This window comes from Bacillus sp. mrc49 (genome assembly GCF_002803435.1).
In genome coordinates this window covers 1-25,689 of the sequence record NZ_PHNG01000691.1, presented here as the reverse complement: position 1 = coordinate 25,689, position 25,689 = coordinate 1, and the positions used below count along the sequence as shown (strand labels likewise).

The 25,689-nt window shown below is 45.1% G+C and carries 27 protein-coding genes, 1 pseudogene and 2 other annotated features; of the genes and pseudogenes, 19 read left to right on the top strand and 9 right to left on the bottom strand.

Annotated features, from left to right (window positions below; genetic code table 11):
• Positions 1 to 192 precede the first annotated feature (192 nt).
• Positions 193 to 447, top strand: a complete 255-nt coding sequence (locus tag CVN76_RS14390; protein WP_100531835.1) for a sigma-G-dependent sporulation-specific acid-soluble spore protein CsgA — start codon at positions 193 to 195, stop codon at positions 445 to 447.
• Between the two features lie 41 nt (positions 448 to 488).
• Here the strand turns inward: CVN76_RS14390 and CVN76_RS14385 are convergent, their stop codons facing one another.
• Positions 489 to 1,115, bottom strand: a complete 627-nt coding sequence (locus tag CVN76_RS14385) for a hypothetical protein (RefSeq protein WP_100531834.1) — start codon at positions 1,113 to 1,115, stop codon at positions 489 to 491.
• A gap of 147 nt (positions 1,116 to 1,262) precedes the next feature.
• Between CVN76_RS14385 and CVN76_RS14380 the strand changes: the two genes are divergently transcribed.
• The 4 genes from CVN76_RS14380 (at position 1,263) to CVN76_RS14360 (ending at position 3,513) form a co-directional block, all read left to right on the top strand.
• Positions 1,263 to 1,481 (top strand): DUF1659 domain-containing protein, encoded by a 219-nt coding sequence (locus tag CVN76_RS14380; protein WP_100531833.1) that lies wholly within the window; start codon positions 1,263 to 1,265, stop codon positions 1,479 to 1,481.
• Between the two features lie 37 nt (positions 1,482 to 1,518).
• Positions 1,519 to 1,737: a DUF2922 domain-containing protein gene (locus CVN76_RS14375; protein ID WP_100531832.1), complete on the top strand. Its 219-nt coding sequence runs from the start codon at positions 1,519 to 1,521 to the stop codon at positions 1,735 to 1,737.
• 53 nt (positions 1,738 to 1,790) lie between these two features.
• Complete coding sequence (locus CVN76_RS14370) at positions 1,791 to 1,946, top strand: YvrJ family protein (RefSeq protein ID WP_064465749.1); 156 nt, start codon at positions 1,791 to 1,793, stop codon at positions 1,944 to 1,946.
• A gap of 223 nt (positions 1,947 to 2,169) precedes the next feature.
• Positions 2,170 to 3,513: a DUF3238 domain-containing protein gene (locus tag CVN76_RS14360; RefSeq protein WP_100531830.1), complete on the top strand. Its 1,344-nt coding sequence runs from the start codon at positions 2,170 to 2,172 to the stop codon at positions 3,511 to 3,513.
• A gap of 39 nt (positions 3,514 to 3,552) precedes the next feature.
• Here CVN76_RS14360 and CVN76_RS14355 read toward each other — a convergent pair whose 3' ends face one another.
• On the bottom strand, positions 3,553 to 3,945 hold the full coding sequence (locus CVN76_RS14355; RefSeq protein WP_100531829.1) for a thiol-disulfide oxidoreductase DCC family protein: 393 nt from the start codon (positions 3,943 to 3,945) through the stop codon (positions 3,553 to 3,555).
• A 92-nt stretch (positions 3,946 to 4,037) separates the two neighbouring features.
• Here CVN76_RS14355 and CVN76_RS14350 point away from each other — a divergent pair, with 92 nt between their 5' ends.
• The gene (locus CVN76_RS14350) at positions 4,038 to 4,439 is read left to right on the top strand and encodes a hypothetical protein (RefSeq protein WP_100531828.1); all 402 of its coding nucleotides are present in this window, start codon (positions 4,038 to 4,040) and stop codon (positions 4,437 to 4,439) included.
• 108 nt (positions 4,440 to 4,547) lie between these two features.
• Here CVN76_RS14350 and CVN76_RS14345 read toward each other — a convergent pair whose 3' ends face one another.
• Positions 4,548 to 5,066 (bottom strand): hypothetical protein, encoded by a 519-nt coding sequence (locus tag CVN76_RS14345; protein WP_100531827.1) that lies wholly within the window; start codon positions 5,064 to 5,066, stop codon positions 4,548 to 4,550.
• A 271-nt stretch (positions 5,067 to 5,337) separates the two neighbouring features.
• On the opposite strand from CVN76_RS14345, the pseudogene CVN76_RS32390 reads away from it, so the two are divergent.
• Positions 5,338 to 5,469 (top strand): annotated as a pseudogene (locus CVN76_RS32390) (YjcZ family sporulation protein); the annotation flags it as partial.
• 117 nt (positions 5,470 to 5,586) lie between these two features.
• Here the strand turns inward: CVN76_RS32390 and CVN76_RS14335 are convergent.
• Complete coding sequence (locus CVN76_RS14335) at positions 5,587 to 6,429, bottom strand: alpha/beta fold hydrolase (protein ID WP_100531826.1); 843 nt, start codon at positions 6,427 to 6,429, stop codon at positions 5,587 to 5,589.
• Between the two features lie 303 nt (positions 6,430 to 6,732).
• On the bottom strand, positions 6,733 to 7,509 hold the full coding sequence (locus CVN76_RS14330; protein ID WP_100531825.1) for a 3-hydroxybutyrate dehydrogenase: 777 nt from the start codon (positions 7,507 to 7,509) through the stop codon (positions 6,733 to 6,735).
• 233 nt (positions 7,510 to 7,742) lie between these two features.
• Between CVN76_RS14330 and CVN76_RS14325 the strand changes: the two genes are divergently transcribed.
• The 7 genes from CVN76_RS14325 (at position 7,743) to CVN76_RS14295 (ending at position 16,021) form a co-directional block, all read left to right on the top strand.
• Positions 7,743 to 8,687 carry a 3-hydroxyacyl-CoA dehydrogenase family protein gene (locus CVN76_RS14325; protein WP_100531824.1) on the top strand — a complete coding sequence of 315 codons (945 nt, stop codon included), beginning with the start codon at positions 7,743 to 7,745 and terminating at the stop codon, positions 8,685 to 8,687.
• Entirely contained in the window at positions 8,687 to 9,862 is a 1,176-nt protein-coding gene (locus tag CVN76_RS14320; RefSeq protein ID WP_100531823.1) for an acetyl-CoA C-acetyltransferase, read from the top strand. Before CVN76_RS14325 ends, CVN76_RS14320 begins: the two co-directional genes overlap by 1 nt.
• A 64-nt stretch (positions 9,863 to 9,926) precedes the next feature.
• Entirely contained in the window at positions 9,927 to 11,597 is a 1,671-nt protein-coding gene (locus CVN76_RS14315; RefSeq protein WP_100531822.1) for a sigma-54 interaction domain-containing protein, read from the top strand.
• 581 nt (positions 11,598 to 12,178) lie between these two features.
• Positions 12,179 to 13,564 carry a GntP family permease gene (locus CVN76_RS14310; protein ID WP_100531897.1) on the top strand — a complete coding sequence of 462 codons (1,386 nt, stop codon included), beginning with the start codon at positions 12,179 to 12,181 and terminating at the stop codon, positions 13,562 to 13,564.
• 29 nt (positions 13,565 to 13,593) lie between these two features.
• Positions 13,594 to 14,289, top strand: a complete 696-nt coding sequence (locus CVN76_RS14305; RefSeq protein WP_100531821.1) for a CoA transferase subunit A — start codon at positions 13,594 to 13,596, stop codon at positions 14,287 to 14,289.
• Between the two features lie 17 nt (positions 14,290 to 14,306).
• Positions 14,307 to 14,954 (top strand): 3-oxoacid CoA-transferase subunit B, encoded by a 648-nt coding sequence (locus CVN76_RS14300; RefSeq protein ID WP_100531820.1) that lies wholly within the window; start codon positions 14,307 to 14,309, stop codon positions 14,952 to 14,954.
• A 164-nt stretch (positions 14,955 to 15,118) separates the two neighbouring features.
• The gene (locus tag CVN76_RS14295) at positions 15,119 to 16,021 is read left to right on the top strand and encodes a peptidoglycan-binding protein (RefSeq protein WP_232732244.1); all 903 of its coding nucleotides are present in this window, start codon (positions 15,119 to 15,121) and stop codon (positions 16,019 to 16,021) included.
• 176 nt (positions 16,022 to 16,197) lie between these two features.
• On the opposite strand, the gene CVN76_RS14290 is transcribed toward CVN76_RS14295, so the two are convergent.
• Positions 16,198 to 16,713 carry a GNAT family N-acetyltransferase gene (locus tag CVN76_RS14290; RefSeq protein WP_442857575.1) on the bottom strand — a complete coding sequence of 172 codons (516 nt, stop codon included), beginning with the start codon at positions 16,711 to 16,713 and terminating at the stop codon, positions 16,198 to 16,200.
• Between the two features lie 119 nt (positions 16,714 to 16,832).
• Between CVN76_RS14290 and CVN76_RS14285 the strand changes: the two genes are divergently transcribed.
• The 4 genes from CVN76_RS14285 to CVN76_RS14270 all read left to right on the top strand — a co-directional run bounded on the left by CVN76_RS14285 (position 16,833) and on the right by CVN76_RS14270 (position 21,010).
• Positions 16,833 to 18,314, top strand: a complete 1,482-nt coding sequence (locus CVN76_RS14285; RefSeq protein WP_232732241.1) for a sigma-54 interaction domain-containing protein — start codon at positions 16,833 to 16,835, stop codon at positions 18,312 to 18,314.
• 217 nt (positions 18,315 to 18,531) lie between these two features.
• Entirely contained in the window at positions 18,532 to 19,962 is a 1,431-nt protein-coding gene (gene ablA, locus CVN76_RS14280; protein ID WP_198512564.1) for a lysine 2,3-aminomutase, read from the top strand.
• Between the two features lie 2 nt (positions 19,963 to 19,964).
• Positions 19,965 to 20,231 carry a YokU family protein gene (locus CVN76_RS14275; protein ID WP_157805666.1) on the top strand — a complete coding sequence of 89 codons (267 nt, stop codon included), beginning with the start codon at positions 19,965 to 19,967 and terminating at the stop codon, positions 20,229 to 20,231.
• Positions 20,232 to 20,368: 137 nt separating this feature from the next.
• A complete protein-coding gene (locus tag CVN76_RS14270) occupies positions 20,369 to 21,010 on the top strand; it encodes a DUF7010 family protein (protein ID WP_232732235.1) in 642 nt (213 codons plus the stop codon).
• Positions 21,011 to 21,047: 37 nt separating this feature from the next.
• Here the strand turns inward: CVN76_RS14270 and CVN76_RS14265 are convergent, their stop codons facing one another.
• Both CVN76_RS14265 and CVN76_RS14260 read right to left on the bottom strand, forming a co-directional pair.
• Positions 21,048 to 21,674: a Type 1 glutamine amidotransferase-like domain-containing protein gene (locus tag CVN76_RS14265; protein WP_100531816.1), complete on the bottom strand. Its 627-nt coding sequence runs from the start codon at positions 21,672 to 21,674 to the stop codon at positions 21,048 to 21,050.
• Between the two features lie 31 nt (positions 21,675 to 21,705).
• Positions 21,706 to 21,981, bottom strand: a complete 276-nt coding sequence (locus CVN76_RS14260) for a hypothetical protein (RefSeq protein ID WP_100531815.1) — start codon at positions 21,979 to 21,981, stop codon at positions 21,706 to 21,708.
• A 153-nt stretch (positions 21,982 to 22,134) separates the two neighbouring features.
• Positions 22,135 to 22,355: a binding site (T-box leader), on the top strand.
• A 30-nt stretch (positions 22,356 to 22,385) separates the two neighbouring features.
• Positions 22,386 to 22,609, top strand: a binding site (T-box leader).
• 59 nt (positions 22,610 to 22,668) lie between these two features.
• On the opposite strand from CVN76_RS14260, the gene thrS reads away from it, so the two are divergent.
• Positions 22,669 to 24,576 (top strand): threonine--tRNA ligase, encoded by a 1,908-nt coding sequence (thrS, locus tag CVN76_RS14255; RefSeq protein WP_442857576.1) that lies wholly within the window; start codon positions 22,669 to 22,671, stop codon positions 24,574 to 24,576.
• Positions 24,577 to 24,703: 127 nt separating this feature from the next.
• On the opposite strand, the gene CVN76_RS14250 is transcribed toward thrS, so the two are convergent.
• Entirely contained in the window at positions 24,704 to 25,330 is a 627-nt protein-coding gene (locus CVN76_RS14250) for a LysE family transporter (protein ID WP_100531813.1), read from the bottom strand.
• Between the last annotated feature and the right edge of the window lie 359 nt (positions 25,331 to 25,689).

Here is a 25,689-nt window from a genome sequence, read left to right as displayed (position 1 = left end):
ACAGCATGAACTCGCGAGAAAAGTCCGAATTGGCGAGTAAATCGCCGAAACTCGCGGCGAACCCGAAAAAGGACCCAAGCGTAATGGGTCCTTTTTTTATAAACCTCCAAAAATAAAGCAAGGAATGCATCCGCCCATAATAGGGGAAGGTATATATAAGCCTTAAACCTAACAGTGGAGAGGGATGGAATAATGGATCGTACGCTTGGTTACTTACGTGAGATCTTGTCTAACTATACGGATCGAAATCCTGCAGCGCAGGGCATATATAATAAAATCAAGGGTGGACATCTTCAATCAGAAGAAGATCTCATCAACGTGCTTACCGGTAAAGAAGCCAGTTTCCTGAACCATATCCTGCCTCAGGAAATCAAGCATGCCAAAGAGTCCAGTGATACGGAGCGGGTCACTCAATTATCGGAAGTTTATGAACTGATTTTGACGTAATAAAACCTTGTCCATGATGTGCATGGACAAGGTTTATTTCGTTAATCCATTTCGCTCAGTTTATCCATGTGGCTTGCGATCATGGCGATGATGGTGCTTGCCTCTTCCTTGCTGAAAATAAAGTTCGTTTCATCCTTTAACAAGTCATCATCCGCTGTTCGAATCCGATTGATGCGCTTTAGCACGCCATCACCGGTTTCCTGGACGATTCCGAATTGATAGGTGACCTCCACTTCATTTTCCTTCATATAGGCGGTCACTTCAGGAGTTTCCCAATCGACATCAATTTCGTAAATCTCAACTTCGTCATGTTCTTCTAATACATCGGCATCAAGATCATATTCATCAGTGTCGTTTTCTTCCAAATAGAAATGGAAGCTTTCGTGCACAGCATCAACGATATCTTCAATATCAGCCAAAACCACCTTGCTGACCTGGCCCAATTCCTGCTCGAAGGATTCGAGGTAGAATTCTTCATTATGCGGATCGAAAAACACCGAGGCGAAATAATCCCTCTCATGGTCATCCAGCTCTGTATAAAATTCGATGCGTGGATGCTTAGATCCGCGCTCCACGATCATGCTGCCATTTCGGCCGTATTCATCGCAAATCGAGGTAAGGTGATCCTGCAATTCTCCGCTTATTCTGTCGAACCATTCTAATGACATGACTGATCCACTTCCTTTCTCGAATATTATTTCCCATTAAAAGGTGAACATATCGTTCCAGTTAAAACCAAATGCCAACTTTTTACTAAGACCATGCTACTTTCGGCTCGGAATAATGTATATAGAGTGCGAAAGGGGGTGAGAGACATGGCCAACCAAATTCCAGTATCCAGTACGCTCCGGGTCGATTTTGAAACAGGGCTGAATGAAAAAGGGAACATTATCTTCAAACGTAAATCCTTCACCAACATCAAGACCGAGGCGACGGCTGATCAGTTATTTTCAACAGCTGCGGCGATCGCGAGCGTGCAGAATTATCCAATGGGCGAAGTGACGAGGGTCGATACGTATTCATTGATGGACTAATTGGTGCATGAAACCGACCGGAGGGAGGTGATGTCAAGTGGCTAAAGTGTTGGAAATGATATTCGAGACGGAGGAAGGAAAATCAGCGACGATTGCCGTAGAAAATCCGAAAAATCCGATTCATGTAAATACGGTTAAACAGGCAATGGAACAAGTCATTGCTGGGAATGCTTTCATTTCTGCCTCAGGTGGATTCGTTGGCGTGAAGGGAGCACGGCTTGTTGAGCGGAATGTCGAGGATTTGGAGCTTAACTAACTTAAGGAAGTGTTTCCTTGACCGTTCACCCTGGAAGGTGAGGTGAAGAAAAAGTGGATCAAATCCTGCCGTTTGTCAGTGATATTGGGTTTCCGATCATTGTTACCCTTTATTTGCTTCATCGGATTGAAACGAAACTGGATACCTTGAACGAAACGCTTGTAGAGCTGCCAAATCGCCTGCGAGAAGGGATTCCAAAATCGGGATAAAGAAGGTAGAAAGCATCATGAGTGGTAGCATTCATGATGCTTTTTTCGGCGAAAAAATGAATAGACATATAAAATCGCCGTTAAATGTAAACAAGACCGTGGGCATGCACTTCCTCATTTTTTTTAGGTTAATGAACGTGGCAGCACATCGCAAAGTGTGCCCCGAGTTTAAAATGGGTAAAGGAAAAAAAAGATACACCTATCAAAGGAAGAGGTGTTGAAGATGTGGATGACTCATTTTTCATTTCCAGGCTTAAAACAACGTGGAGTTAAAATCACCACTCGGCAATCATTGCTGGCTCTCGGGATTGCAGGGATTGCTTATCTCGTTTCGCATAAGAGGTTGCATCGGGCCGTGATCAAGACGACGTCCTTGATGTGTAAAATCGAGCGGAAAGAGGATGCCATAAAGCTTGTCTGGCCAAATGAAGCGCAATTCTACCGGGTTTTTAGAGGTGTGCAGCCAATTTATAGCGGACCGGTTCCTTATGTGGCGGAAGAAGGTCTGACAGCAGGAACCATCTATACGTATACAATCGAGAGCCTGGATGGGGAGAAGCAGGTCAAAAAAAGGATGAAAATACAAACATCGACGACCGCCGAAAATAAGAAGGAGGATAATATCCTTTTGGATCTGGTCTTCACGACGATTGTCGCGAAGGGTCAAATCAGCCTCGAATGGGAACCGATTAAAGGGATAGAGGAATATATGATTTTCAAGAACGGCGTGAAGGTGGGGCTGGTGTATGGATGTTCCTTCAGTGATCGGAGTATTAGCGAGAACCAAGAATACACGTACACGATCAAAGCGAGGCGTCCCCTCCCGCGTTCCGAGCAAGAAACATATGCCGTTAAATCATTTTTGGCGAGTATGGTCGGCGTCTTTAAAAAAGGGTCTTCCCAAGCACAGGCAGCGATTGAGGAAATAACGAACACCAAAAAGGTAGGACCCGTGAAGCAGCTGTTGCAATCGGTTAAAGAAAGCAAGGCGGATGACCAAAAGCTGAGACATTGGCGGCTTCGTTATTCCACCTTTTTACCGGAGGAGTGGCTGAAGAACCCCAACCTTGCTTCCAAGGTTCCATATTTTAAAGGGGACAATCGGGGCTTCGATCCCGATTCATCCCGCTATAGGACCAGGGTCGATATGACGATTCAAGAGAAGGAGAAGGATGCGGAAATCGAGTTTTCCAAAGCCGTCGGAAAAAGTGAGGCATACGACAAGGATTTTGTTTTTCTCGAGGAAGGTGTGGCATCTGACGAAGACATTGTAGTGAAACACGTGTTAGCTAATAAAGAGAAAACGACGATTCAACTGACACACTCTGTCGGGAACCCGATCATTCTTTCTCCTGCGGTGGATTATAAAGTGATCGGGACCTTTTACCGAAATGGCGAAATCAATATTGCCGGCTATCATGACCAGGCACCCCATCATGAAGTTTATCTAAAGGAAACAGATGAACAGGAGTGGGAGCCCCTCCATCAAGCGAAGAGTAAAGGCCTTGAAATGATGGCCCGCCCGACGGCCAATCATCTATGGAGATATTCCACCTTTACACAATGAAAAGGACGGAGAGCCGCTGATGGCTCTTCGTCCTTTTTCTTATAAAAAGCGCTTCCGAACACTTGGCGATGGCAGCATACAGCTTTCTTCCTTCTTTCCAAACCATTTGTACCGGTTCTTGGCAATGAAGTCATAAACCGAATTCCTGATGAAGCTTGGGACGATGATGAAGCCGTAACACAGTTTCCATGCCCCTTGTAACCTGCGGGAAATCCTCAAGGCTGCAGACGATTTATAATGGGCTTGGTCCTTCTCGATCAGTACCATGCTATCGATGTCTGCAGGCACATCGTATTTCTTCAGCAGCTCCTGCCCTGCCTCGCTTTGGAGCGAAGCATAATGAAAAAGGCCCTTCGGATCGCGCTTTATGATGAACTGCACGCTCGAATCACAAAAGTTGCATTCCCCATCAAACAAAATCACCGGATTCATGAACATTCCTCCTATAGAGAGACGTTTATCAAACTCATGCTTCTATCATACATTACCCGTTTCGGTAAAGCGAAAACGTAGGAGGTTGAAGAATGCTTATAGAGCATCTTTGCAATGCAATGATACTCTTAAAAATGATAATGGAAGTACTTCCTAAAGAACAATCAGGTGCGTTAGCTGAAGATCGAAGCTGTTATTTATCACCAGCACCCTTGTTGTCAGCAATTGGCTCGGCTCAGCGGTACAACCTTGTTTTAGGCCCGCGGATACAACCGGCCTTTGATTATCGTTACGATCAAATCGTTTGGCAGCGATTTGATCTTTTATTGTTTGATATAAGAATAACACGATCAGAACAAATGTTCCAGTGTTTAGTGGTGGATTTATTCCATTTTTTTGAAAAATTATTCAATGTGTTTTCGGGCTCTAAGGCGGGACGTGCCATCGGGTTAAAACTATACGACTATTTTGTGTCAACCCTACCTTATCTATGAGTTGCTTTGGCGGCGATTAATAGAGTAAATGAACTGCAGGATAAAAGAAGCTAATTTCTTTTATCCTTTTCATTTTGCCACACTGCAAACTGGCCAGGATAACAGAGGTCAGGTATTTGACGGATATACGTTAGTGATTTCATCCAGTGCAAAAAAGAGTATCGAGCAAATAATCGCAGGTAAAAGGAAGCCTGGCATGATGAAGTATGTAATCAGTCCAAAGGCTATATGAATGAATCCAGATAACCAGATACGGATCGTGAAAAACCTGATTGAAATAACTTCAGCCATAAGCGAGGCTGGTAAGCCGTAAATGAAATTTCCCAATAAGCTATAAAAAAGCACAGCCATAAGAAGGGAAAGGTGATCACCAGATAAAATGGATGATGGTTCTTCGAAAATCGAGATTAGAAATAGGCCCAATGTAAAGGTCAATGATGAATACAGTGCCGCTTTCATTTTCCTGAATTTGTCTTTGAACATAAGCTTCCTGATTGCAGGGGTTGAAAATGCCATCGTTAGGGCAGCAAGTAAAGCCTTGATGATTATCGGCGTATCCGAAACAAGTACGATTAGCAACACAATCAGCATGGAGAAAACAAGAATATAAGAATTTCCTTTTATCATACATACCTCGAACCTTTTTAGCTTCATTGTACAATAAGCCGAAGCTGGCAGGAATGGGTTACATGCTCATTTTTTTCGATCATGGAGTGAGTCACATCTTCTTTCACGATAAGGTCTCCGTCATGAAAGAGGCCCCAAACTAAAAACGTCAAGTTTGCTCTGTTGTGGGTGGTTCATAAAAAGTTTCTAGTGATTATTGTGTCATTATCCTAATTAGAACATAAAGTGAATTAACCCATTTAATTTTTCAAGTTCTAAAACAAATAAGGAGATGTTTCTATTGTCTAATTGTGGTCATGAATCGAATTGCGGTTGCGATAACGGTGTTGGAGGTTTTGGTGGAGGTTTCGCTTTTATAGTCGTTTTGTTTATCCTCTTAATCATTGTCGGAGCGGCTTGCTTCGGCGGCGGTGGCGATAACGGTGGCGGTTATGGCGGCGTTCAAGGATATGGCGGGTACTGCTAAAACGTATTAAGAAAAGCCGACCTTTTATTGGTCGGCTTCTTTTATGGCTGATTCTTATCGTGAAGTAAGCTTTTTAACGGAATCGATGATGTCATCCCAGTCTTCACGATGAATCTCATGCCCCGATCCCTCAAGCGTCACGAATGAAGCTTGAGGGATTGCTTTTGCAAGCGCAAGTCCATGTTCGTATGGCAAGGCTGGATCTTCTGTCCCGTGGATGATGAGGACAGGCGCCGTGATCTCCCCCATTCGATCGTAATATTCGTCCCCGCCGGCAAGCATGGCATGATTGAATCTGCTTGGCAGCTGTATGGCGCGCTCTGCTTCTCTTTTAGCCAGTTTATACATTCTTTCCTGCTCATAAGGTTTGGAACCGGCCAGCGTTTTCCAGCCATCCGCAAGAAAGGCGATGACCGACTCCTTGTTTGCCCAATCCACGGAAGCGCTTTTCGCATGATGATCCAATATGCTTTGGTCCATTGGAGGCAGTTCTTCCATGACAGTCCCGAACACACTTGATGCGATGAGCGTAAGCGTAGTGACGCGTTCCGGATATCTTAAGGCAAGGATTTGGCCGATCATACCGCCCATGGACATGCCGACGATATGAGCTTGCTCTATGGAATGAGCGTCCAGGACACCCGCGGCGTCGTCAGCCAAGTCCGTTATTGTATAGTTGGAAGTGCCGGGTTCATAAACGGTCGATCGTCCCAAATCCCGATGATCGTATCGAATGACAAACCTCCCCTGCTCGGCGAGGCGGATACAAAAGTCCTCATCCCACCAATCTAAAGAAGACATCGCTCCCATGATCAAAAGCACAGCAGGGTCTTTGGAGTTTCCGAAACTTTCTGTACATATATCGACTTTATTTATTTTCACGATTTGTTCACTCATGTTTTACCCTCCGTATTAAATATGATCTAATTGCGCAAATCCATACATTCTTTCCGGAGCATGATTGGCCTGCCCTTTTAATTATCGCAGTCTAACCCACTTAATAATCATGACGAAGCCTCCTTTTAAGGGTGGTATCCCTATATTACTGTAACATGAGGGAATTCTTTGTTCCACCATTTTCTTCCACTTCTTTTCCGATCCAAACGACTGTCTAGTTATCCCATGAATACAAAAAAGCCCGAATGAAGAGCACCTTTGTTGGTGTTGTTTAATCGGGCTTATTGCTTATATATTTTCTTTTTATTGAGCTGTATATCCGCCATCCAATACAACTGCCTGGCCTGTGATGCCCCGTGCTTTGTCGCTTGCGAGGAAGATCGCGTAGTCGGCAATTTCACTAACATCCAGGAGACGTTTTTGAGGCACTAGCGGAAGAAGGACCTCTGCCAATACATCTTCTAGAGGAACATTGCGTGTTTTCGCCAAGTCTGCCATTTGTCCGCGGACGAGCGGAGTGTCCACATATCCAGGGCAAAGGGCATTAACGGTTATGCCCGATGCGGCGCTTTCCAAGGCGGCGACTTTCGTTAAGCCGATGACACCATGTTTGGCGCTATTGTATGCCGCTTTGTTGGCGAAGCCAATTAGACCGTTGATGGAAGAGATGTTGATGATCCTGCCGAAGCCTTGTTCTTTCATGATGGGCAAAACGTTCTTGATCGCGATGAAAGGAGCGGTCAGCATGATTTTGATCATCAGTTCGAACTTTTCGGTTGGAAATTCTTCAATCGGCGCCACATGCTGAAGCCCGGCGTTATTAATGAAAATATCGATTCGTCCATATTTGTCTTTAGCTTGATTGATCAGTTGGATGATATCGTCTTCAACGGTTACATCTGCTTTTAAGCCGATAACGTCCAAGCCTTTGTTTCTTAGATCTGAAGCAGCTTTTTCAACTGTGTTTTGATCAAGATCGGACAAAACGACCTTCGCGCCATTTTCGGCAAAGATCTTTCCAATCTCAAACCCGATTCCTCTAGCCGATCCGGTAATGATCGCCACTTTGTTGTTAACCATCTTACATTCCTCCAAAAAAAATGTAATGGTCCAATCTGTTCATTTTAAAAAAGGAAGATTCCTCAAGATAATGTTGGAAATGAATAGGGAAGTTATAAAAATATGGGTTAGGTTAATGAGTAAGAGTCTATCATGATTTTTGGCATAACAAAAGAATTTTGTTTTTTCGTTATCGGTGGCACGAATATTGCATGAATGAAAGGTGAGGACATAAAACGGAAAGGGGAATTAGGATGATTAACAAAATAGCGATTATCGGTTCAGGTGTCATGGGGAGTGGGATCGCGCAGTCATTTGCCGTTAGCGGGTATTCCGTCACGATTAACGATATCCAGGAAGAATTCTTAGCGCATGCCAAAAACCGGATTTCTGAGAATCTATCCCTGCTGATTGCGGAAGGGGTGTTGACCGATCAGGAAAAGCAAGACGCTTTGGCGAATATTACTTATAACATTGATTTGGAAGTGGCCTTAAGGGATGCCGATTTTATCATTGAAGCGATCCCGGAAGTCATCGAGCTGAAGTTGAGTCTCTATCAGCAAATGGAGAACATCATCAAACCGGATGCGATTGTTGCTTCCAATACATCGACTTTTCCGATTTCCCAATTGATGGAGAAGGCTTCGTTTGCAAACAGGATGGTGATCACGCATTTCTTCAATCCCGGCCATCTGGTTCCATTGGTTGAAATTGTTCAGCATGACGAAACAAAACCGGATATCGTCGAGACAACCCTTGCTTTGATGCGTAAAATCGGCAAGTCTCCGATTCTCTTGAAAAAAGAAATACCAGGCTTCATTGCCAATCGCCTCCAGACTGCCTTGATGCGGGAAGCCTTTCATTTATTAAAAGAGGGTGTTGCCGATGCTGAGGATATCGATACGGCGATAACGGCCGGACCAGGCTTTCGCTGGGCATTTACCGGGCCGATCGAGATTGCCGATTTTGGCGGACTGGATACATGGCAGCGTGTTTTTGATAATGTTTCACCCAAGCTTGATCAGAGTAAGGAAGCTCCTGTGTTGATTCGTGATTTGGTGGAGGAAGGGAAGCTTGGGGTAAAGTCGGGAGAAGGGATCTTTACGTATGAAGGATCTGCCGCTTCCGAGAAAATCGATGAGCGGGACCGACATTTCATTAAACTGGCAAAATTAAAAAGGGAGAAGGAGGAAGTATGATGAGAGAAGTAGTGATTGTAGGGGCCGCTAGGACACCGGTTGGTACGTTCGGAGGAAGTCTTGCCAATGTTTCAGCGGTTGAATTGGGAGTTGTGGCAGCAAAGGAAGCGATCAAACGGGCAAAAATCCCGGCTGATCTGATCGATGAGGTGTTGGTCGGGAATATCCTGTCTGCTGGATTAGGGCAAAATGTGGCACGTCAGGTTGCGATTCATGCAGGCATTCCGGAAACGACGCCGGCCATGGCCGTTAATAAACTTTGCGGGTCCGGACTCCGTACAGTCATAATGGGAGCACAATTCATTGCCCTTGGTGATGCGGATGTGATTCTTGCTGGAGGGATCGAAAGCATGAGCAATGCCCCGTATTTACTTCCCAACTATCGTTTTGGCCAGAAAATGGGGAATGCCGAAGCCGTGGATTCCATGACGTATGATGCCTTAACGGATGTCTTCAACCAATATCATATGGGCGTGACTGCGGAGAATATTGCCGAGCAATGGGATATCAGCCGGGAAAAGCAAGATGAATTCGCTTTGAATAGCCAAATGAAGGCTGAAAAGGCCCAGCTTGAAGGACGGTTTGCAGATGAAATCGCCCCTGTTGAATATAAACGCCGCGGAAAGACGATCTTGGTGGACCAGGATGAACATCCGCGTCATGGGCTGACGATCGATCAGCTAACGAAGCTGCGTCCTGCTTTTAAGGAAAACGGAACGGTGACGGCCGGTAATGCATCGGGAATCAATGATGGGGGAGCGATGCTGGTCCTGATGTCCAAGGAAAAAGCAGACGAGCTGGGACTGGAAGCGCTGGCAACGATCAAATCCTATGCCAATGCCGCCCTCGATCCGAAAATCATGGGCTACGGGCCAGTTCCTGCTACAAAAAAAGCTTTAGCGAAAGCGGGAATGACAATCGATGAAATCGATTTGCTGGAAGTGAATGAAGCCTTTGCGGCGCAGTCACTCGCCGTGCTTCATGACCTTGAATTGAATCCGGGGAAAGTGAATGTGAATGGCGGGGCGATTGCATTGGGTCATCCGGTAGGTGCATCTGGTGCCCGCATCTTAGTGACTTTACTGTATGAAATGAAGCGCAGGGACGCAAAAACCGGCCTTGCCACCCTATGTATTGGCGGCGGACAAGGAACGGCGCTGATTGTGGAGCGGTAATCCCTTGACTTCAATTTCCTATGATATAATGAGGGAAAATTCAGACGGGTTAAGGAGAATAAGGATGGCAAGCGATAGTGAAACTGTTCATTTGGAATTAGTGAAGGCGATAGTCGAAGAATTGCCTGTAGGTGTTTTGGTAACGAAAAACGAAAATGAAATCTTTTTATGCAATCGCATATTATCAGAGATATTCCCTGAGGATCAATTTGATCGGCAAATAAATGTGCTGATGGAAAAAAAGCTTAGACCAGCTGTCAATACGCCCATCCGTTTGAACGATCACAATGGGATTGTCAGAAAAACCATCATTCAAATCGGTGCTGAGCAGTATCAGATTTATCTACTATTGTTTACGAATAATAAAAGTGATTTTCTTAATGTCGATAATCATGAAGAAATTCTGTTCAAGGATATCATTGAATTTGCCTATGACGGGTTGGTGATGGTCGATACGGAGGGGTATGTCCAAATGCTGAGCCACGCTTATGCGGATTTTCTGGGGGTCGATCAGGAAAGCTCCATAGGGAAACATGTAACGGAGGTCATTGAAAATACGCGGATGCATGTGGTCTCCAAAACAGGCAAGCAAGAGGTCGCCGAATTACAGAAAATAAAAGATAACTATATCATCGCGACACGCTCCCCCATACGGAAACAAGGTAAATTAATAGGAGCGGTCGGGAAGATTCTTTTTAAGAATGTCGGGCAATTCACCGCTCTTTCCAAGCGGATAAACTCACTTGAAGTAGAGCTGAAAAAGTACAAAGGTGATTTTCGCGAGAGGAATAAAGCCTCCTATACGTTTGATCATTTGATGGGCAGAAGTCCCGCATTCATGGAAGTGAAAGGTCAAGCCAAAATTGCCGCGAAAAGCGATTCGAATGTGTTGATCTTGGGCGAAAGCGGAACGGGTAAGGAGCTGTTTGCCCATTCCATCCATAATGATAGCAGACGGGCGATGGGCGTGTTCGTCAAGGTGAACTGTGCCGCCATCCCGGCAGAGCTGCTGGAGTCGGAGCTTTTTGGCTATGAAGAGGGTTCCTTCACTGGTGCAAAAAAAGGCGGAAAAGCAGGGAAGTTCGAAGCAGCTGAAGGGGGAACGATTTTTCTCGATGAAATCGGTGAGCTGCCGCTGCATATGCAGGTGAAGCTGCTTCGTGTGCTCCAAGAAAAAGAAATCGAGAGGGTCGGATCGACGGGAAGCATTCCGATTGATGTCCGGGTAATCGCTGCAACGAACCGCAATCTGGATGAAATGGTCTCAAAAGGGGAATTCCGGCTTGATATGTATTATCGGCTAAAGGTCATGCAATTTCAGGTCCCTTCCCTGAAGGAGCGGCCGGAGGACATTGAAATACTGGTCAATCATTTTGTCGAGAAGTACCAGAGCCTCATGAAAAAGCGTGTAATCGGGATGAGTGACCAAGCATTACGGCTGCTGCGACATTATGGGTGGCCGGGCAATATTCGTGAGCTGGAGAATATCATTGAACGGGCAATGAATATCGTGGAAGAAGGGGAAATGATATGTTCCAAGCACCTCCCGAAAGAAATCACGGGTCAGAAGGAAGCGGTCACGATCCGCACCTTAGCCGAGGTGATGGATGAGACCGAGCGGGCTGTCATCCTTTCATGCCTGGAAATGACTTCTGGCAATAAGTCGGAAACGGCAAAGAGGCTCGGGGTCAGCCGAACGACGCTTTATGAAAAAATGAATAAATATGGTTTATGATGATAGGAAAATAGCTGTTTGCCCATCTATTTAAATGTTAAAATATTGGTAAATGGGTGGGCATCCGCTCAGAAGCGAATCCCTGAAGTGTAACGTTTGCGCCGTTGTAGCTATTTTATCCTGCAAAAAGTAGCGATGTGTCAGGGAATCCGTACATAAAACAAGGTAGTTTTGAGATGTTGTATGAAAAGGCTTACACTTTTTAACCTTTTATGCTTATCTGTAAGGAAAACCTGACAGTTACCAGGGATTTTAGCTTGTCCCATTTATAAAAACGTAACGAATAGACCTTGAAATCAAGTTGGCACGACAATTGCATTATTAAATTAGTGAATGGCCAATCTGTCATGATAAATGCTGTTTGCACTTAAAATGAAAAGAAAATTCATCATTCACCAAGAAAGTTGAAAGCGTTATCAACGCTTGGGAAGTTTGGGGAGATCATTCAGCTTGACTTGGGGAAGGCAGGCTTGGATGGAACAAAGGAAAAAATATGGGATTTAGGGAGATTGATATTTTTTACTAAGAGATTTCCGTCTCATTTTGGGGCAAAGGGAGAAAAAAGAAAAGGGGGAAATGAGTTGGTGATTCAAATTTTAGCCATTGTCGTGGCGCTGGGACTTTTAATCTTTTTAGCCTACCGGGGCTATCCGGTCATTATCATAGCGCCGCTTGTTACATTGTTGGCGGTCATATTATCCGGCGGTCACTTGCTGCCGAGTTATACAGAGACATACATGACGTTCGCCGCTAACTATATTAAAGCGTTTTTTCCGATATTTTTATTAGGGGCCGTATTCGGAAAGGTCATGGAGATGAGCGGTGCAGCAGCATCCATTGCCAAGACCATCGTAAAATCACTAGGCTCGAAGCAGGCCATTCTTGCTGTCGTGCTTGCCTGTTCGGCGCTGACATATGGCGGGGTTTCACTGTTTGTCGTGGCATTCGCCGTTTATCCATTTGCAGCAGCCATTTTTAAAGAAGCCGACATTCCAAAGAGATTGCTGCCGGGAACGATAGCATTAGGCGCTTTCACTTATACGATGGATGCTCTTCCTGGAACACCTCAGATCCAAAATATCATTCCAACGAATTATTTCGGAACGGATACCTATGCAGCTCCCATCATGGGGATCATTGGCGCAATCATTGTTTTCACAGGAGGAATGCTTTGGCTGGAACGCCGTCGTAAACAAGCGGTGGCAAATGGGGAAGGGTACGGGGAAGGACATATCAATGAACCCGAAAGTGCAGAACAGCAAAACCTGCCTAACTTTTGGCTGTCCCTCGTACCGCTCATCCTTGTCGTCGCTTTCAATTTCGCTTTCAGCCGCAGCGCCATTTCGGTTAAGCATTGGTATGACGGATCGATGCTGAAGGAAACGTTCAACATTGCCGATGTAAGCACAGTCACTTCATCGTGGTCGCTGATCGTTGCCCTCACAATCGGTATCATAGCCGCCATGCTTTTGAATGTTGGACGCATAAAGGTCAAATTGGCAAGTGGATTGACGGCTGCTGCGATGGGATCTTTGCTTGCCATATTCAATACCGCATCTGAAGTCGGTTTTGGGAATGTCGTAAAAACGCTTCCTGGATTCTCGGTCATTCAAAACTGGGTGTTCAATGCAAGCGGCAATCCCCTCGTATCCGAAGCTGTTGCCGTCAATGTACTGGCAGGAATCACCGGATCGGCATCAGGCGGACTTTCGATTGCGCTGGAAGTGATGGGAAGTCACTATATGCAGGTGGCCCAAAATGTCGGGATCACCCCGGAAATGCTTCATCGAATTGCATCCATGGCATCAGGCGGGATGGATACGCTGCCGCATAATGGCGCCGTCATCACCTTACTTGCCATTACAGGGCTGACACATCGCCAATCGTACAAGGATATCTTTGCGATTACGGTCTTGAAAACAGTGACCGTCTTCATCATTGCCTTTGGTACATCATTGTTTATTTAAAAGAATAGATTAGGAATGGAGATGGGGAAATGAGTAAATTGTTATCATCTTTTGACAGCGCTATTGAACATATCGAGGATGGAGCTACCATTATCGTTGGCGGGTTCGGGTTAAGCGGAATTCCAGAAAAGCTAATCATTGCTTTGCGTAACAAAGGTGTAAAGGATTTGACGGTCGTCAGCAACAATTGCGGGGTCGATGATTGGGGTCTGGGACTTTTGCTGGAAAATAAACAAATCAAAAAAATGATAGCCTCATACGTAGGGGAAAATAAGTTGTTCGAGCAGCAATTTTTAAGCGGCGAGCTGGAGGTCGAGCTAGTTCCCCAAGGAACGCTTGCTGAGCGATTAAGAGCGGGCGGAGCGGGCATTCCTGCCTTTTATACAGCTACGGGAGTGGGAACGGAAGTCGCCAAAGGAAAGGAACATAAAGAGTTCGATGGCCGCACATACATCATGGAAAAAGGGATCGTCGGGGATTTTGCCTTTGTCAAAGCTTGGAAAGCGGATCATTTCGGTAACCTCGTATATCGAAAAACAGCAAGGAATTTCAATCCTGTCGTTGCCACAGCGGGGAAAGTCACGATCGTCGAAGTGGAAGAGGTTGTGGGCACAGGGGAGCTTGATCCGGATGAAATCCATACTTCAGGAGTTTATGTACAAAAAGTGCTTGTAGGAAATGACTATGTAAAACGTATTGAAAAACTTACAACTGCTAACGCATAAAAAGGAGGAGTATTCAAATGACAAGACAACTGATTTTAGAACGGGCCGTTAAGGAAATCCAAGATGGTATGTGTGTGAATTTAGGGATCGGGATGCCGACCTTGATTGCCAATATGATCCCAAATGACTTCAATGTCATGCTTCAATCGGAAAATGGCTTACTCGGAATCGGACCCTACCCACAAAAGGATGAAGTCGATCCGGATTTGATCAATGCAGGGAAAGAAACGGTAACCGCCAAAGCGGGGGCATCCTTTTTTGATAGCGCTGAATCGTTCGCGATGATCCGCGGCGGCCATATCGACCTAGCGATATTAGGCGGCATGGAGGTTTCCGAAACTGGGGATTTGGCGAACTGGATGATTCCTGGCAAGATGGTCAAAGGAATGGGAGGCGCGATGGACCTCGTCCAAGGCGCGAAACGCATCGTTGTCATCATGGACCATGTGAATAAGCATGGTGAATCCAAAGTGAAAAAGAGCTGTACATTGCCATTGACAGGAGAAAAGGTCGTCCACTGCCTGATTACCGAATTGGCTGTTTTCCATTTTTCCGAAGCGGGAATGGAATTGATTGAATTGCAAAATGGCGTAACACTTGATGAAGTGAAAAGCAAAACAGAGGCTGACTTCACCATAAGTCCCTCTATTGAAATCAGGGCATAAGATTAATAAGAACTATTAGACTATTTCCATTCGCAACCAGGCGAATGGAAGTGGTCTATTTTTTGTTGCACCTCTTTTGTTTCATGACTCCTCATGCTACTTTTCCGTTAAAAAGGCTTATATAAAGGGTGATGGAAACGTAAAAAGGAGGGATGGCATTGAACGTGGAATTACGAACATTATTGGATCGATCAGTGAAGAAGATGGGTATAGGGATGGATGCAGTAGTGAAGGCATCAGCATTGGAGATGATCGAACGTGCTTATACAGAAGGGATCGCTGTACAAATAAGCGCAGGTTACCGCTCTTTGGAAGAGCAAGCCGCGCTTTATGGTCAAGGACGAATCTACAGTTACAATGGAAAAAATTATAGTGATCCGGCTAAGCCTGTTGTGACGAACGCTAAGCCAGGCCAATCTTATCATAATTTTGGACTGGCCATCGATTTCTTCCTTGTGAGTGATGATGGCAGGAAAGCGATCTGGACGGTGGATTCAAGGTGGCAGCGTGTGGCTGCGATAGGTAAAAAGTTAGGATTCGAATGGGGCGGAGATTGGCGTACATTCAAGGATTATCCCCACTTGCAAATGACGGGGGGCTTAACCTACACACAATTACAAGCAGGGAAGAAACCGCATCTTACCAACCGATTCAAAACAACAAAGGGCAGTAAAGGAGATAGCCAAATCATTTCCATTCAGGAAACAGTAAATAGCCGCTATAAAACGAATCTGGCGGTCGATGGTTTTTTCGGCTCCAAAACTCGATCAGCTCTTTTAAAAGGAGTACAAACGGAGCTTAATAAGCAATATAATCATAGACTTGCGGTCGATGGAAAATGGGGGCCAAAAACCAAGTCTGCGATGGTCACATTGAGTATAGGAGCTACGGGCCCTATCACATGGATACTGCAAGCAGCACTCTATATGAAAGGATTCGATCCCGGGCCACTTGACGCACGATTCGGCAGCAAAACCGAGGCGGCATTATCCAAATTTCAAAAAGCAAGCAGCATTTCTGGGGATAACCAAGCCAACAAAGAAACATGGAATAAATTGCTTGCTTGATAGAGTATGATCTTGGCGGATAGGATGGTAAACCCATCCTGCCCGCCTGAAGGCTAATTCGTCCCAGCCCAAGAATAATTCGTCCTATTCGGGAATCATTCGACTTTCCCGGGAAATAAATTCACCTAAACCTAACAGAATTCGACTTTTCCCACTGGAAAACAGCCGCTATTGTTTCATTCAAGCTCCAAGCACCAATCATGGCATTGCATGAGGCTCCCTGGCGGATATTCGAATTCACATTCGGAGATGAGATTGAAATCAAGCTTGCGGCAAAGGGCATTGGATGCGGCGTTATGGACGGATGGAAATGCGTGAATGGAGCTGTATTTGCGTTCGTCCTTGAGTTTGGCGATGACAGCCCTGACGGCTTGTGATGCAATGCCTTTCCCCTGGAAAGAGTGGAGGACACTCCAGCCGATTTCATACACATTTTCATCGTTCCAGACGGTTTGCCAGTAGCCTACGGAACCAACAGCTTCGTCCTTTGGCAGGATGATGCTGAACATGCATCCCCTGTTTCCGATTTCAAGGTATCGTTTGTGGCGTTTTTGGATTTGTTCTGCACTCTCTGGACCACCAAGATGCTCCATCATTTTCGGTTCATTGAGTTGAAAAAGTAAATCAAGATCCTTCTCTTCCCAAGGTTTAATTTCTAATTTGGTTTCATTCCTTTTTAAAATACCATTCACCCCTTTTATTTATAAGTTTCCCTGTAGAAAGGGAAACTCCTTTCTTCTCTTCAGAAGCTTTATCATTTCTATGATTCTATTTACCATTAAATGATATAATTTACAGGTAATTCTATCAAGTGACAGAGAACGGAGATGAAGAAATGAAATCTTCAGTCAATCAGTTTTCCACGCAATTTGAATGGATATTGAATGTGATAAATGTGGGTGTCCATATCGTGAACAAAGATGGGGATACGGTTTTTTATAATGAAATGATGGCACATATCGATGGGCTGGCTCGCGAACAGGTGCTCGGGAAGAATATTTTTCAGCTTTATCCATCCTTGACCGATGAGTCGAGTACGCTGCAGGCGGCGTTGGACAAGGGCATCGAAACGAATGAGTCGATTCAAACGTATGTGAATGTAAAGGAGAAAAAGATAACGTCGATCAATAGTACATATCCACTATATGAGGATGGCGAGATCATCGGGGCAGTGGAGATCGCCAAAGACATTACCAAGGTTATGAACATGTATGATCAAATCGTCGATTTACGCTCCCAGCTTGCCGAGACCTATAAGAAAAATAAGTACTTCGAAGGGACGGCGACTTATCATTTCAGTGATTTGATCGGGAGCAGTCCCGTTTTTCAAGAAGCGATATCATTGGCCAAAAAATCGGCCCGCAGCCATTCCCCGGTCATGATTTATGGACCGACGGGAACGGGGAAGGAATTGGTAGCGCAAAGTATCCATAATGTAAGTGCCCATCGCCATCAGCCATTCATTGCACAAAACTGTGCGGCCGTCCCAAAGGAATTAATGGAAGGTCTGTTGTTTGGCACGACGAAAGGGGCTTTCACGGGAGCAGTGGATCGACTCGGGATTTTTGAACAGGCCAATGGCGGTACGCTGTTTCTTGATGAATTGAATAGCCTCGATCCTGGATTGCAGGCGAAATTGCTGCGGGTGCTGCAGGAGGGTGAGGTGCGCCGCGTCGGAGGAGCGCAGGAGCAAAAAATTAATGTGAAGATTATTGCGGCGATGAACATTTCTCCAGAAGAAGCGCTAGAGAGGGGAATCATTCGCTCCGATTTGTTTTTTCGCCTGAATGTCGTGACGATCGCCATGCCTTCTCTTAAGGAGCGTAAAACAGATATAGCGGAAATCGCCAATCACTTTATTCAGAAGTTCAACAAATCATTTTTTTCAGACGTGCGCGGGATCAGTCAGAAGGCGATGAATCGGCTTCTTCAGTATCCATGGCCCGGAAACATTCGTGAACTGGGCCATGCCATCGAATTGGCCTTTAACGTCATGGATACTGGAGAGGATATGATTGATGAGCATCACCTCCCGGCCTATCTTTTTCCTTCAGGCAAATACACTCCCCCCAGTGCACCGAGCCTGCCGCCCATATTAACGGACAAGATGGATTTACCTGTCGTCCTTGAAGAACTGGAAAAGGAAATGATCATCAATATGTTCCGAAAATACAACGGGAATATCAGCAAAACGGCTGAGTCCCTCAATATTACCAGACAAGGATTACAATATAAGTTAAATAAGTACAAGATTGAAAAGGTGTATGCGGCGGAATGGAAGGAATCAAGATGATAGAAATGAAGGTAAAGTATTTTGTATGAGATGCAAAGAATTTGGCTGCAAAATATTGGGCGTTTAGAAAAGAATTTTGCGGCCCGCACGCCCGCATTCCCCTCTTATTCTGATGTTTTCCTTCTCAAAAGAGTTGGCATCATTCTTGCGAGAGTATATCGATAAGTTCTTAGAATAAGGGGAGGGGATTTTTAACATGAACATGATGGGAATGGAAATAAAACATAAAGAGTACCTTGGCGGGCGCAGGCATTATAATGATATCGAGCTTTGGAAGGACGTCAAGGAAGAGCAGTGGAACGATTGGATCTGGCAATTGACCAATACGATCAAAACCTTGGATGATTTGAAAAAGGTCGTCAATCTGACTCCGGAGGAAGAGGAAGGAGTCCGGATCTCGACTCAGACGATTCCTTTGAATATAACGCCCTATTATGCTTCTTTGATGAATCCTGATGATCCTCGCTGTCCAATTCGTTTACAGTCGGTACCGCTCTCGGCAGAAATGAACAAGACGAGATATGATTTGGAGGATCCGCTCCATGAGGATGAGGATTCACCAGTTCCAGGCTTGACGCATCGGTATCCGGACAGGGTGCTGTTCCTCGTTACGAACCAGTGCTCGATGTACTGCCGATATTGCACGCGCCGCCGTTTTTCAGGCCAGGTGGGAATGGGCGTTCCTAAGAAGCAATTGGATGGAGCGATCGAATATATAAGAAATACACCGGAAGTGAGGGACGTGCTGATTTCCGGAGGGGACGGCTTGCTGATCAATGATAAGATCCTCGAATACGTATTGAGCAACTTACGCGCCATCCCGCATGTGGAGATCATTCGGATCGGTACACGGGCCCCGGTCGTTTTTCCGCAGCGGATTACGGAAAATTTATGCAATATTCTGAAGAAATACCATCCGATTTGGTTAAACACCCATTTCAATCATTCGCTTGAACTGACCGATGAAGCGAAAAAGGCTTGCGATATGCTGTCCATGGCAGGCGTCCCGCTCGGTAATCAGGCGGTCATCCTCGCTGGCATCAACGATAGTGTCCATATCATGAAAAAGCTGATGCATGACTGTGTCATGGCAAGGGTAAGGCCTTACTACATTTATCAATGCGATCTATCCGAAGGGATTGGCCATTTCCGGGCCCCGGTTTCAAAAGGATTGGAAATCATTGAAGCGCTCCGTGGCCATACATCGGGATATGCGGTGCCGACCTTTGTGGTGGATGCGCCTGGCGGCGGAGGTAAGATAGCCCTGACTCCGAATTACCTTCTATCCCAAAGCCCGGATAAGGTCGTATTGCGGAACTTCGAAGGTGTCATCACGAGCTATCCGGAGCCTAAGAATTATGTTTCCGGCAGTGCCGACGCGTATTTTGATGAAGTGTATGGCACCGAAGACCGAAAAGCAGCCGTGGGGATATCCGCGCTCATGACGGACGAAAAATTCAATTTGGTGCCAGAGGGCTTGCGCCGTCTTGATAAGAGAAAGGCATATGAAAATGCGGCAGAGCATGCCTCATTGAAGGACCGTCGCGATAAACGGGATGAAATGAAGGAGAAATTGAGGAAAGCGCAAGAAAAAAAGAATGCCCTGGCCCAAAGTGAACCGGTGAAGCCGGAAGGCAAGGAGGGATGAAGATGGACTGCTTATGGTGCAATGCCCCTAACGTAGAAGAAAGTGAAAAGAAGGACTGTTTCTGGATCATGCCCGATGGGAAGCGATCGATAAAGCTCCTGCAGGTTCCCGCCATAAACTGCCCGGAATGTGGGATATATGTGTCCGATCATATGAATCAGAAGGTGGATGAGGCCTTAGCCATACATGATCTGAGTCAATATCCTGACGAGTTCGCCTATGATCAGCTTCTTGTGGCGCCAGTCAAGCAACTATTCAATTGGAAATGAAATCGCGGGAGAAGCGGATGATAGCCATCCCTTCTCCCGTAATACTATCGACGGACCCGCGATCATATCTCCCTTTCGCTTGCTTTTTAGGTATATGGATCATGAATAATCGGCTAATTTCCACAGTATGATGGATTATGTATGATATTACTGAAGATGAAAGGAAGCGGATGATGCAAACGAAAGAAGCATATCGCGGTACAGGAATTGGGGTCATTTTCATGGCGTTCTTCGGTACGCTGTGGGCAGGTATCGGTGTAATGGGATTGCAAGAATGGGGATTTCCGTACGTGGAACTCGCCGCCATACTGGTTGGATTCATCCTGCTTATCGGAGGCATTTCACTGTTACATGCGGCACAAGAAATGCCGCATCAAATTACAGGGAAGCTGAAGCGAATCCGATTCTGGTTCAATATCGTCTTCATCGCCGAAGGTTTGCTGATCGTGGCTGCCATAGCCATCTGTAACGCGAACGATCAAACCGATCTTATACCTGGCGTCATCGCCATTATCGTGGGCCTGCATTTCTTACCCCTGGCATCGCTTTTTCAAATCAAGCTATACTATTTGACTGGAATGCTGCTCTGCTCATTGGCACTTATCACGTTACTGGCCGCTCCAAGCACCTTCATGCTTGGAGGTCATGAAATTACTGCCAAATTATCACTGCTCGGCTTTGGCTGCGCCCTAATCTTGTGGTCCACTGGACTTACCTTAATGCTCCGTGTGAAGAATGCAAAGGGATTGGTTGGACACACCGAAGACCATCCAAGCTGAATAACTTCTCAAGAATTTTTCCAAGCAACTCCTTCACTCAGGGAAAGCGTGCACCATCTTGGAACGAGTATATATCATTCACCACTTTATAGAGTTCGCCGTTCTTTGTGAAAAGGGCACTTCCATCTGGAATGGCATATATTTTTCGTTCAGTTGAAAGGGGAAGCAATTCTCCATCTATCTTATCTTCGTAATGGACTTCAACGCTAAACTCAACTAATGCCAAGCCTTTGATCATTATCGTTTCTGGATAGTCTTTATCTTTCGTCATAATGCAATCCGTGCAGATGGCTAACGAACCCGCACTATATCCAATCAATAAGCCATTAAAGTTTTTCAAGATCGGTGTAAGGCCTTTATTTTCCATGACAGTGATCAATCGTTCTGGCCTGCCGCCAATAAAATAAAGAGCATCATATCCTTTTATGGCTTGTTTCATCTCTTGTTCCGAAAGGTTTTCTCTCAATAAGTCAACACTAGCATGTTCCATGATGGAAAAGGCTTTCTTGACGGTTGCCAGCCAGCCTTCATACCTGGAATCATCGGTTGCAAACGGGATTATTAAAATCTTGGCATTGGGCTTCATCATGTTTGAAAGTTCCAGGTACACTTCAGCTAATTCGGAATTCGCGTGATTGCCGCCGCCAATGAAACAAATGTCCATCTATGGATCGCCTCCCAGTCGTTAGAGTTAGTTAATTTCTCATCCATGTTAACAGCCTGATGATTTGAAAGGGGTCATTCCAAACCAGGATGAAGCTTAAAAGAAAGAACGCGGCGACAGCCAAAAATTTCGTCTTTCCTTTTTCATTTTTGAACATGGCCGCGAAACTTAATAGCATGCCGAGTAATAATGCCCCGAATCCGAAGACCATTAAAAAATCGAAGGCTTCTTTGCTGACAAACGAAAAGCCAAATGCTGCGGCACCCATCACGGCGAATCCGATCGACCAGCTGCTTAAATTTTTCATGGGACCCTCCTTTTTTTACTAATTATACCAATTGATAGAGTGCTAGGATAGGGATTATTCATTTGGTAAAAGTAATATTTTTTGGAATAAAATGTTGTAACTTTCAGGGATTGGTTGTAATATGTATAACAATATAAAAATCGATTTGCAATAGCATAAGCCATGATGAGGACAACAATCATTTTTACGGTCTTAAGAGAGGGAAGGATAGCTGCGAACTTCCTGGCTTAGGAAAATGATTTACCGCCTTTGAGCTTTTATTGGTGAACGAGAGTAACCGATATCGTCTAAGCTACGTTACAAGCTCCAGAGCCATAAGTGAAAATACTTATGGGAAATTGGGTGGAATCACGGGTAACGCACTCGTCCCTTGCTTAGGGATGAGTGCGTTTTTTGTTTATAAAACCATTGCGATGAAAAGGACAATAATCATTTTTACGGTTTTCAGAGAGGGAAGGGCAGCTGCGAACTTCCTGGCTTAGGAAAATGATTTACCGCCTTTGAGCTATATCAGTGAACTTTTAGTAGCTGATATCGTCTAAGCTGCGTTACAAGCTCCAGAGCCATAAGTGTTTTCTTGCTTATGGGAAATTGGGTGGAACCACGAGTAAACGCACTCGTCCCTTGCTTAGGGATGAGTGCGTTTTTTTATTATTCTAAAGGGGTGTTCATGTAATGGATGAAAAAATGATCAAAATCCGATTCCCGGATGGGAAGCAGAAGGAATACCCGATGGGTACGACAGTGGGAAGCGTGGCAGGCTCCATCAGCTCAAGCTTAAGGAAAAAGGCAGTTGCAGGAAAGCTCGATAAGCAATTGGTTGATCTACGTTTCCAATTGAATGAAGACGCTGAACTTTCGATTTTAACACTTGATTCGGAGGAAGGACTGCACGTTTTGCGGCACACTTCGGCGCATATTTTGGCCCAAGCGGTGAAGAGACTTCATGGTACGGCGCAACTGGGCATGGGTCCGGTCATCGAGGATGGGTTTTACTATGATTTTAAGCTCGATCATCCTTTGAGTGCAGAGAGTCTGCAAGCCATTGAAAAAGAGATGGAAAAAATCATAGACGAAAATCTGGAAATAAAAAGGAGGGAGGTATCTTATGAAGAAGCGGTGAAGCTATTCGAAAGTCAAGGAGAGTCATTCAAGCTGGATATTGCGAGGAACATCCCGAACGGTGAAAAACTAACGATTTATCAACAAGGGGAGTTTATTGACCTTTGCCGCGGACCGCATCTTCCTTCGACATCTTTGGTAAAAGCATTCAAGTTGACACGTGTTTCAGGTGCCTATTGGCGGGGAGACAAACGAAATGAAGTTCTTCAACGAGTATATGGGGTCGCCTTCGGAAGGAAAAAAGATTTACAAGATCACTTGCATTTTATGGAAGAAGCAGCCAAGCGCGATCACCGGAAATTAGGGAAGCAGCTCGAACTATTCATGTTTTCCGAGGAAGCCCCTGGAATGCCGTTTTATTTACCGAAAGGACAAATCATCAGGAATGAGTTGGAGAAGTTCTCGCGTGAGCTCCAGGGCGCTGCTGATTACGACGAGGTTCGCACGCCGTTCATGATGAATCAGCGGTTATGGGAAAGGTCGGGCCACTGGGATCACTATCATGAAAATATGTACTTTACTGAGGTCGATGAGACAAAATTCGCGATGAAGCCGATGAATTGCCCGGGTCATATGCTTTTATTCAAAAATAAGCGTTATTCCTACAGGGATTTACCCATCCGGATGGCCGAGTTCGGTCAAGTCCATCGCCATGAGTATAGTGGATCATTGAACGGCATGCTTCGGGTCCGGACATTTTGCCAGGACGATGCCCACCTATTCGTTCGCCAGGATCAAATCGAGGGGGAAATCAAGCAGGTGTTTCAACTGATTGACGAAGTGTATCGTACATTTGGATTCGAATATTCCGTGGAGCTCTCGACTCGACCAGAGGATTCATTGGGAGATGACTCCCTCTGGGATGCCTCTGAAGCAGCATTGAAAAATGTGCTCTCAGATATCGGCATACCTTATCAATTAAATGAAGGCGACGGAGCATTTTACGGGCCGAAAATTGATTTTCATATTAAGGATGCATTAAAACGGAGCCATCAATGTGCAACCATTCAACTTGATTTTCAAATGCCGGAAAAATTCGATTTGACTTACATCGATGAAGAAAATGAAAAAGTCCGCCCCGTCGTCATCCATCGTGCGATTTATGGCTCGATTGATCGTTTTTTTGGTATCCTGATTGAGCATTTTGCCGGGGCTTTCCCGGTATGGCTTGCCCCGGTACAGGTTCAACTCATCCCTGTCTCGCATGTTCATATTCCTTTTTGCCATAAACTCCAAAAACAGCTGAAAGGACTCGGCATAAGGGTGACAACAGACGAACGAAACGAAAAGCTGGGATATAAAATCAGGGAAGCCCAGATGGGAAAAATTCCATATATGCTTGTCCTTGGCGATAAAGAAGAGCAGGAAAATCAAGTCAACGTCCGGAAATACGGCGAGCAAAATTATGAATCAAGTTCAATAGATGCATTCATCAACAAACTGCTCCAACAAATAAAAATACGCAGCAACTAGGTACGAGTAAAGCATCCAAATTGCATCAAACCTTCGAGAAAAGTTCCAACTTCCGTCAAAGCGCCCCCCTGTTGATGGTAAAAGCCTCTGCCCAGGGGCTTTTTTTATCGCCTGGGAGGTGTTTCATTTATGTAAATAGTACTTTTGCGGCCTGAATGGCAAAGTATATGCCGATTCCGATAAGGGATAGCCCGGAGATGACGGATATGCCAACAAGGATGGGTTTGGATAAAAAACGTCTGAAGCTGCTGGAGATGATGGCCATTGTGGTATCCCAGGCTAAGAGGCCGAGAAGGATGCCTGAGCTGTATAGAAGTATGTGATGAAAGTCGTATTTAGTCGTGGTGTTTGCCAGGATCGAGCCGTAAATACCGAGCCAGAACAAAATGGATAAAGGGTTCGAGAGGGCCATGATGAATCCTGATGCAAAAGAAGAAAAGTGGGATTCTTTCACATTCCGTGCATTCACTTCTATTTTACCTGCACTAAAAAGGCTTTCAATACCGGTATAAGTCAGGACAAAAAAGCCAAAAAGCCATAAAAATGTTTGCATGAAGGAGTTTTCCAGAAAGCGGCTGACCCCGTAATAGACAAGGACCAAATAGACAGCATCCGCTAAAATGGCACCCCAGCCGAAAATCCAGGCGTGCCAAAACCCTTTCTTGATTCCTTTGTCCAATTGCCCGGCGTTAATGGGGCCGATTGGTGCCGCTAAGGATAGACCCAGCAATACATAGCTAAAAAAAATGCCCAATACAACATCACCTCATCATGAAATACATCTGCTTATTTGAATGTATTCACGAAAATGGACTTGTACCACTTTTTTTGTTTTGGAAAACGAGCCATTCATTATCATGGCTAGGCGCTGAATAAATCCTTCCGACCTACAACATATTAATTAAAGACATCAAAATTCAATGAAGGACGATTGAGTCATCAATTTTTTTTTGCCTTTGTATGCTGAAAGTCGTGTTTATAATGGATGAGGAGTGTAGGTATGGAAGGTCATGAGAAAAATAATGTCAGCATATGGTGCTTGATCAGTATGGCGTCAATCCCATTAGTTATGACACTTGGAAATTCAATGCTTATCCCGGTATTGCCCATTTT

Coding starts and splice junctions, on each gene's coding strand:
- CVN76_RS14390 (WP_100531835.1), top strand. CDS start 193: ATGGATCGTACGCTTGGTTACTTACGTGAGATCTTGTCTAACTATACG.
- CVN76_RS14385 (WP_100531834.1), bottom strand. CDS start 1,115: ATGTCATTAGAATGGTTCGACAGAATAAGCGGAGAATTGCAGGATCAC.
- CVN76_RS14380 (WP_100531833.1), top strand. CDS start 1,263: ATGGCCAACCAAATTCCAGTATCCAGTACGCTCCGGGTCGATTTTGAA.
- CVN76_RS14360 (WP_100531830.1), top strand. CDS start 2,170: ATGTGGATGACTCATTTTTCATTTCCAGGCTTAAAACAACGTGGAGTT.
- CVN76_RS14355 (WP_100531829.1), bottom strand. CDS start 3,945: ATGAATCCGGTGATTTTGTTTGATGGGGAATGCAACTTTTGTGATTCG.
- CVN76_RS14350 (WP_100531828.1), top strand. CDS start 4,038: ATGCTTATAGAGCATCTTTGCAATGCAATGATACTCTTAAAAATGATA.
- CVN76_RS14345 (WP_100531827.1), bottom strand. CDS start 5,066: ATGATAAAAGGAAATTCTTATATTCTTGTTTTCTCCATGCTGATTGTG.
- CVN76_RS14335 (WP_100531826.1), bottom strand. CDS start 6,429: ATGAGTGAACAAATCGTGAAAATAAATAAAGTCGATATATGTACAGAA.
- CVN76_RS14330 (WP_100531825.1), bottom strand. CDS start 7,509: ATGGTTAACAACAAAGTGGCGATCATTACCGGATCGGCTAGAGGAATC.
- CVN76_RS14325 (WP_100531824.1), top strand. CDS start 7,743: ATGATTAACAAAATAGCGATTATCGGTTCAGGTGTCATGGGGAGTGGG.
- CVN76_RS14320 (WP_100531823.1), top strand. CDS start 8,687: ATGAGAGAAGTAGTGATTGTAGGGGCCGCTAGGACACCGGTTGGTACG.
- CVN76_RS14315 (WP_100531822.1), top strand. CDS start 9,927: ATGGCAAGCGATAGTGAAACTGTTCATTTGGAATTAGTGAAGGCGATA.
- CVN76_RS14305 (WP_100531821.1), top strand. CDS start 13,594: ATGAGTAAATTGTTATCATCTTTTGACAGCGCTATTGAACATATCGAG.
- CVN76_RS14300 (WP_100531820.1), top strand. CDS start 14,307: ATGACAAGACAACTGATTTTAGAACGGGCCGTTAAGGAAATCCAAGAT.
- CVN76_RS14275 (WP_157805666.1), top strand. CDS start 19,965: ATGGACTGCTTATGGTGCAATGCCCCTAACGTAGAAGAAAGTGAAAAG.
- CVN76_RS14270 (WP_232732235.1), top strand. CDS start 20,369: ATGTATGATATTACTGAAGATGAAAGGAAGCGGATGATGCAAACGAAA.
- CVN76_RS14265 (WP_100531816.1), bottom strand. CDS start 21,674: ATGGACATTTGTTTCATTGGCGGCGGCAATCACGCGAATTCCGAATTA.
- CVN76_RS14260 (WP_100531815.1), bottom strand. CDS start 21,981: ATGAAAAATTTAAGCAGCTGGTCGATCGGATTCGCCGTGATGGGTGCC.
- thrS (WP_442857576.1), top strand. CDS start 22,669: ATGATCAAAATCCGATTCCCGGATGGGAAGCAGAAGGAATACCCGATG.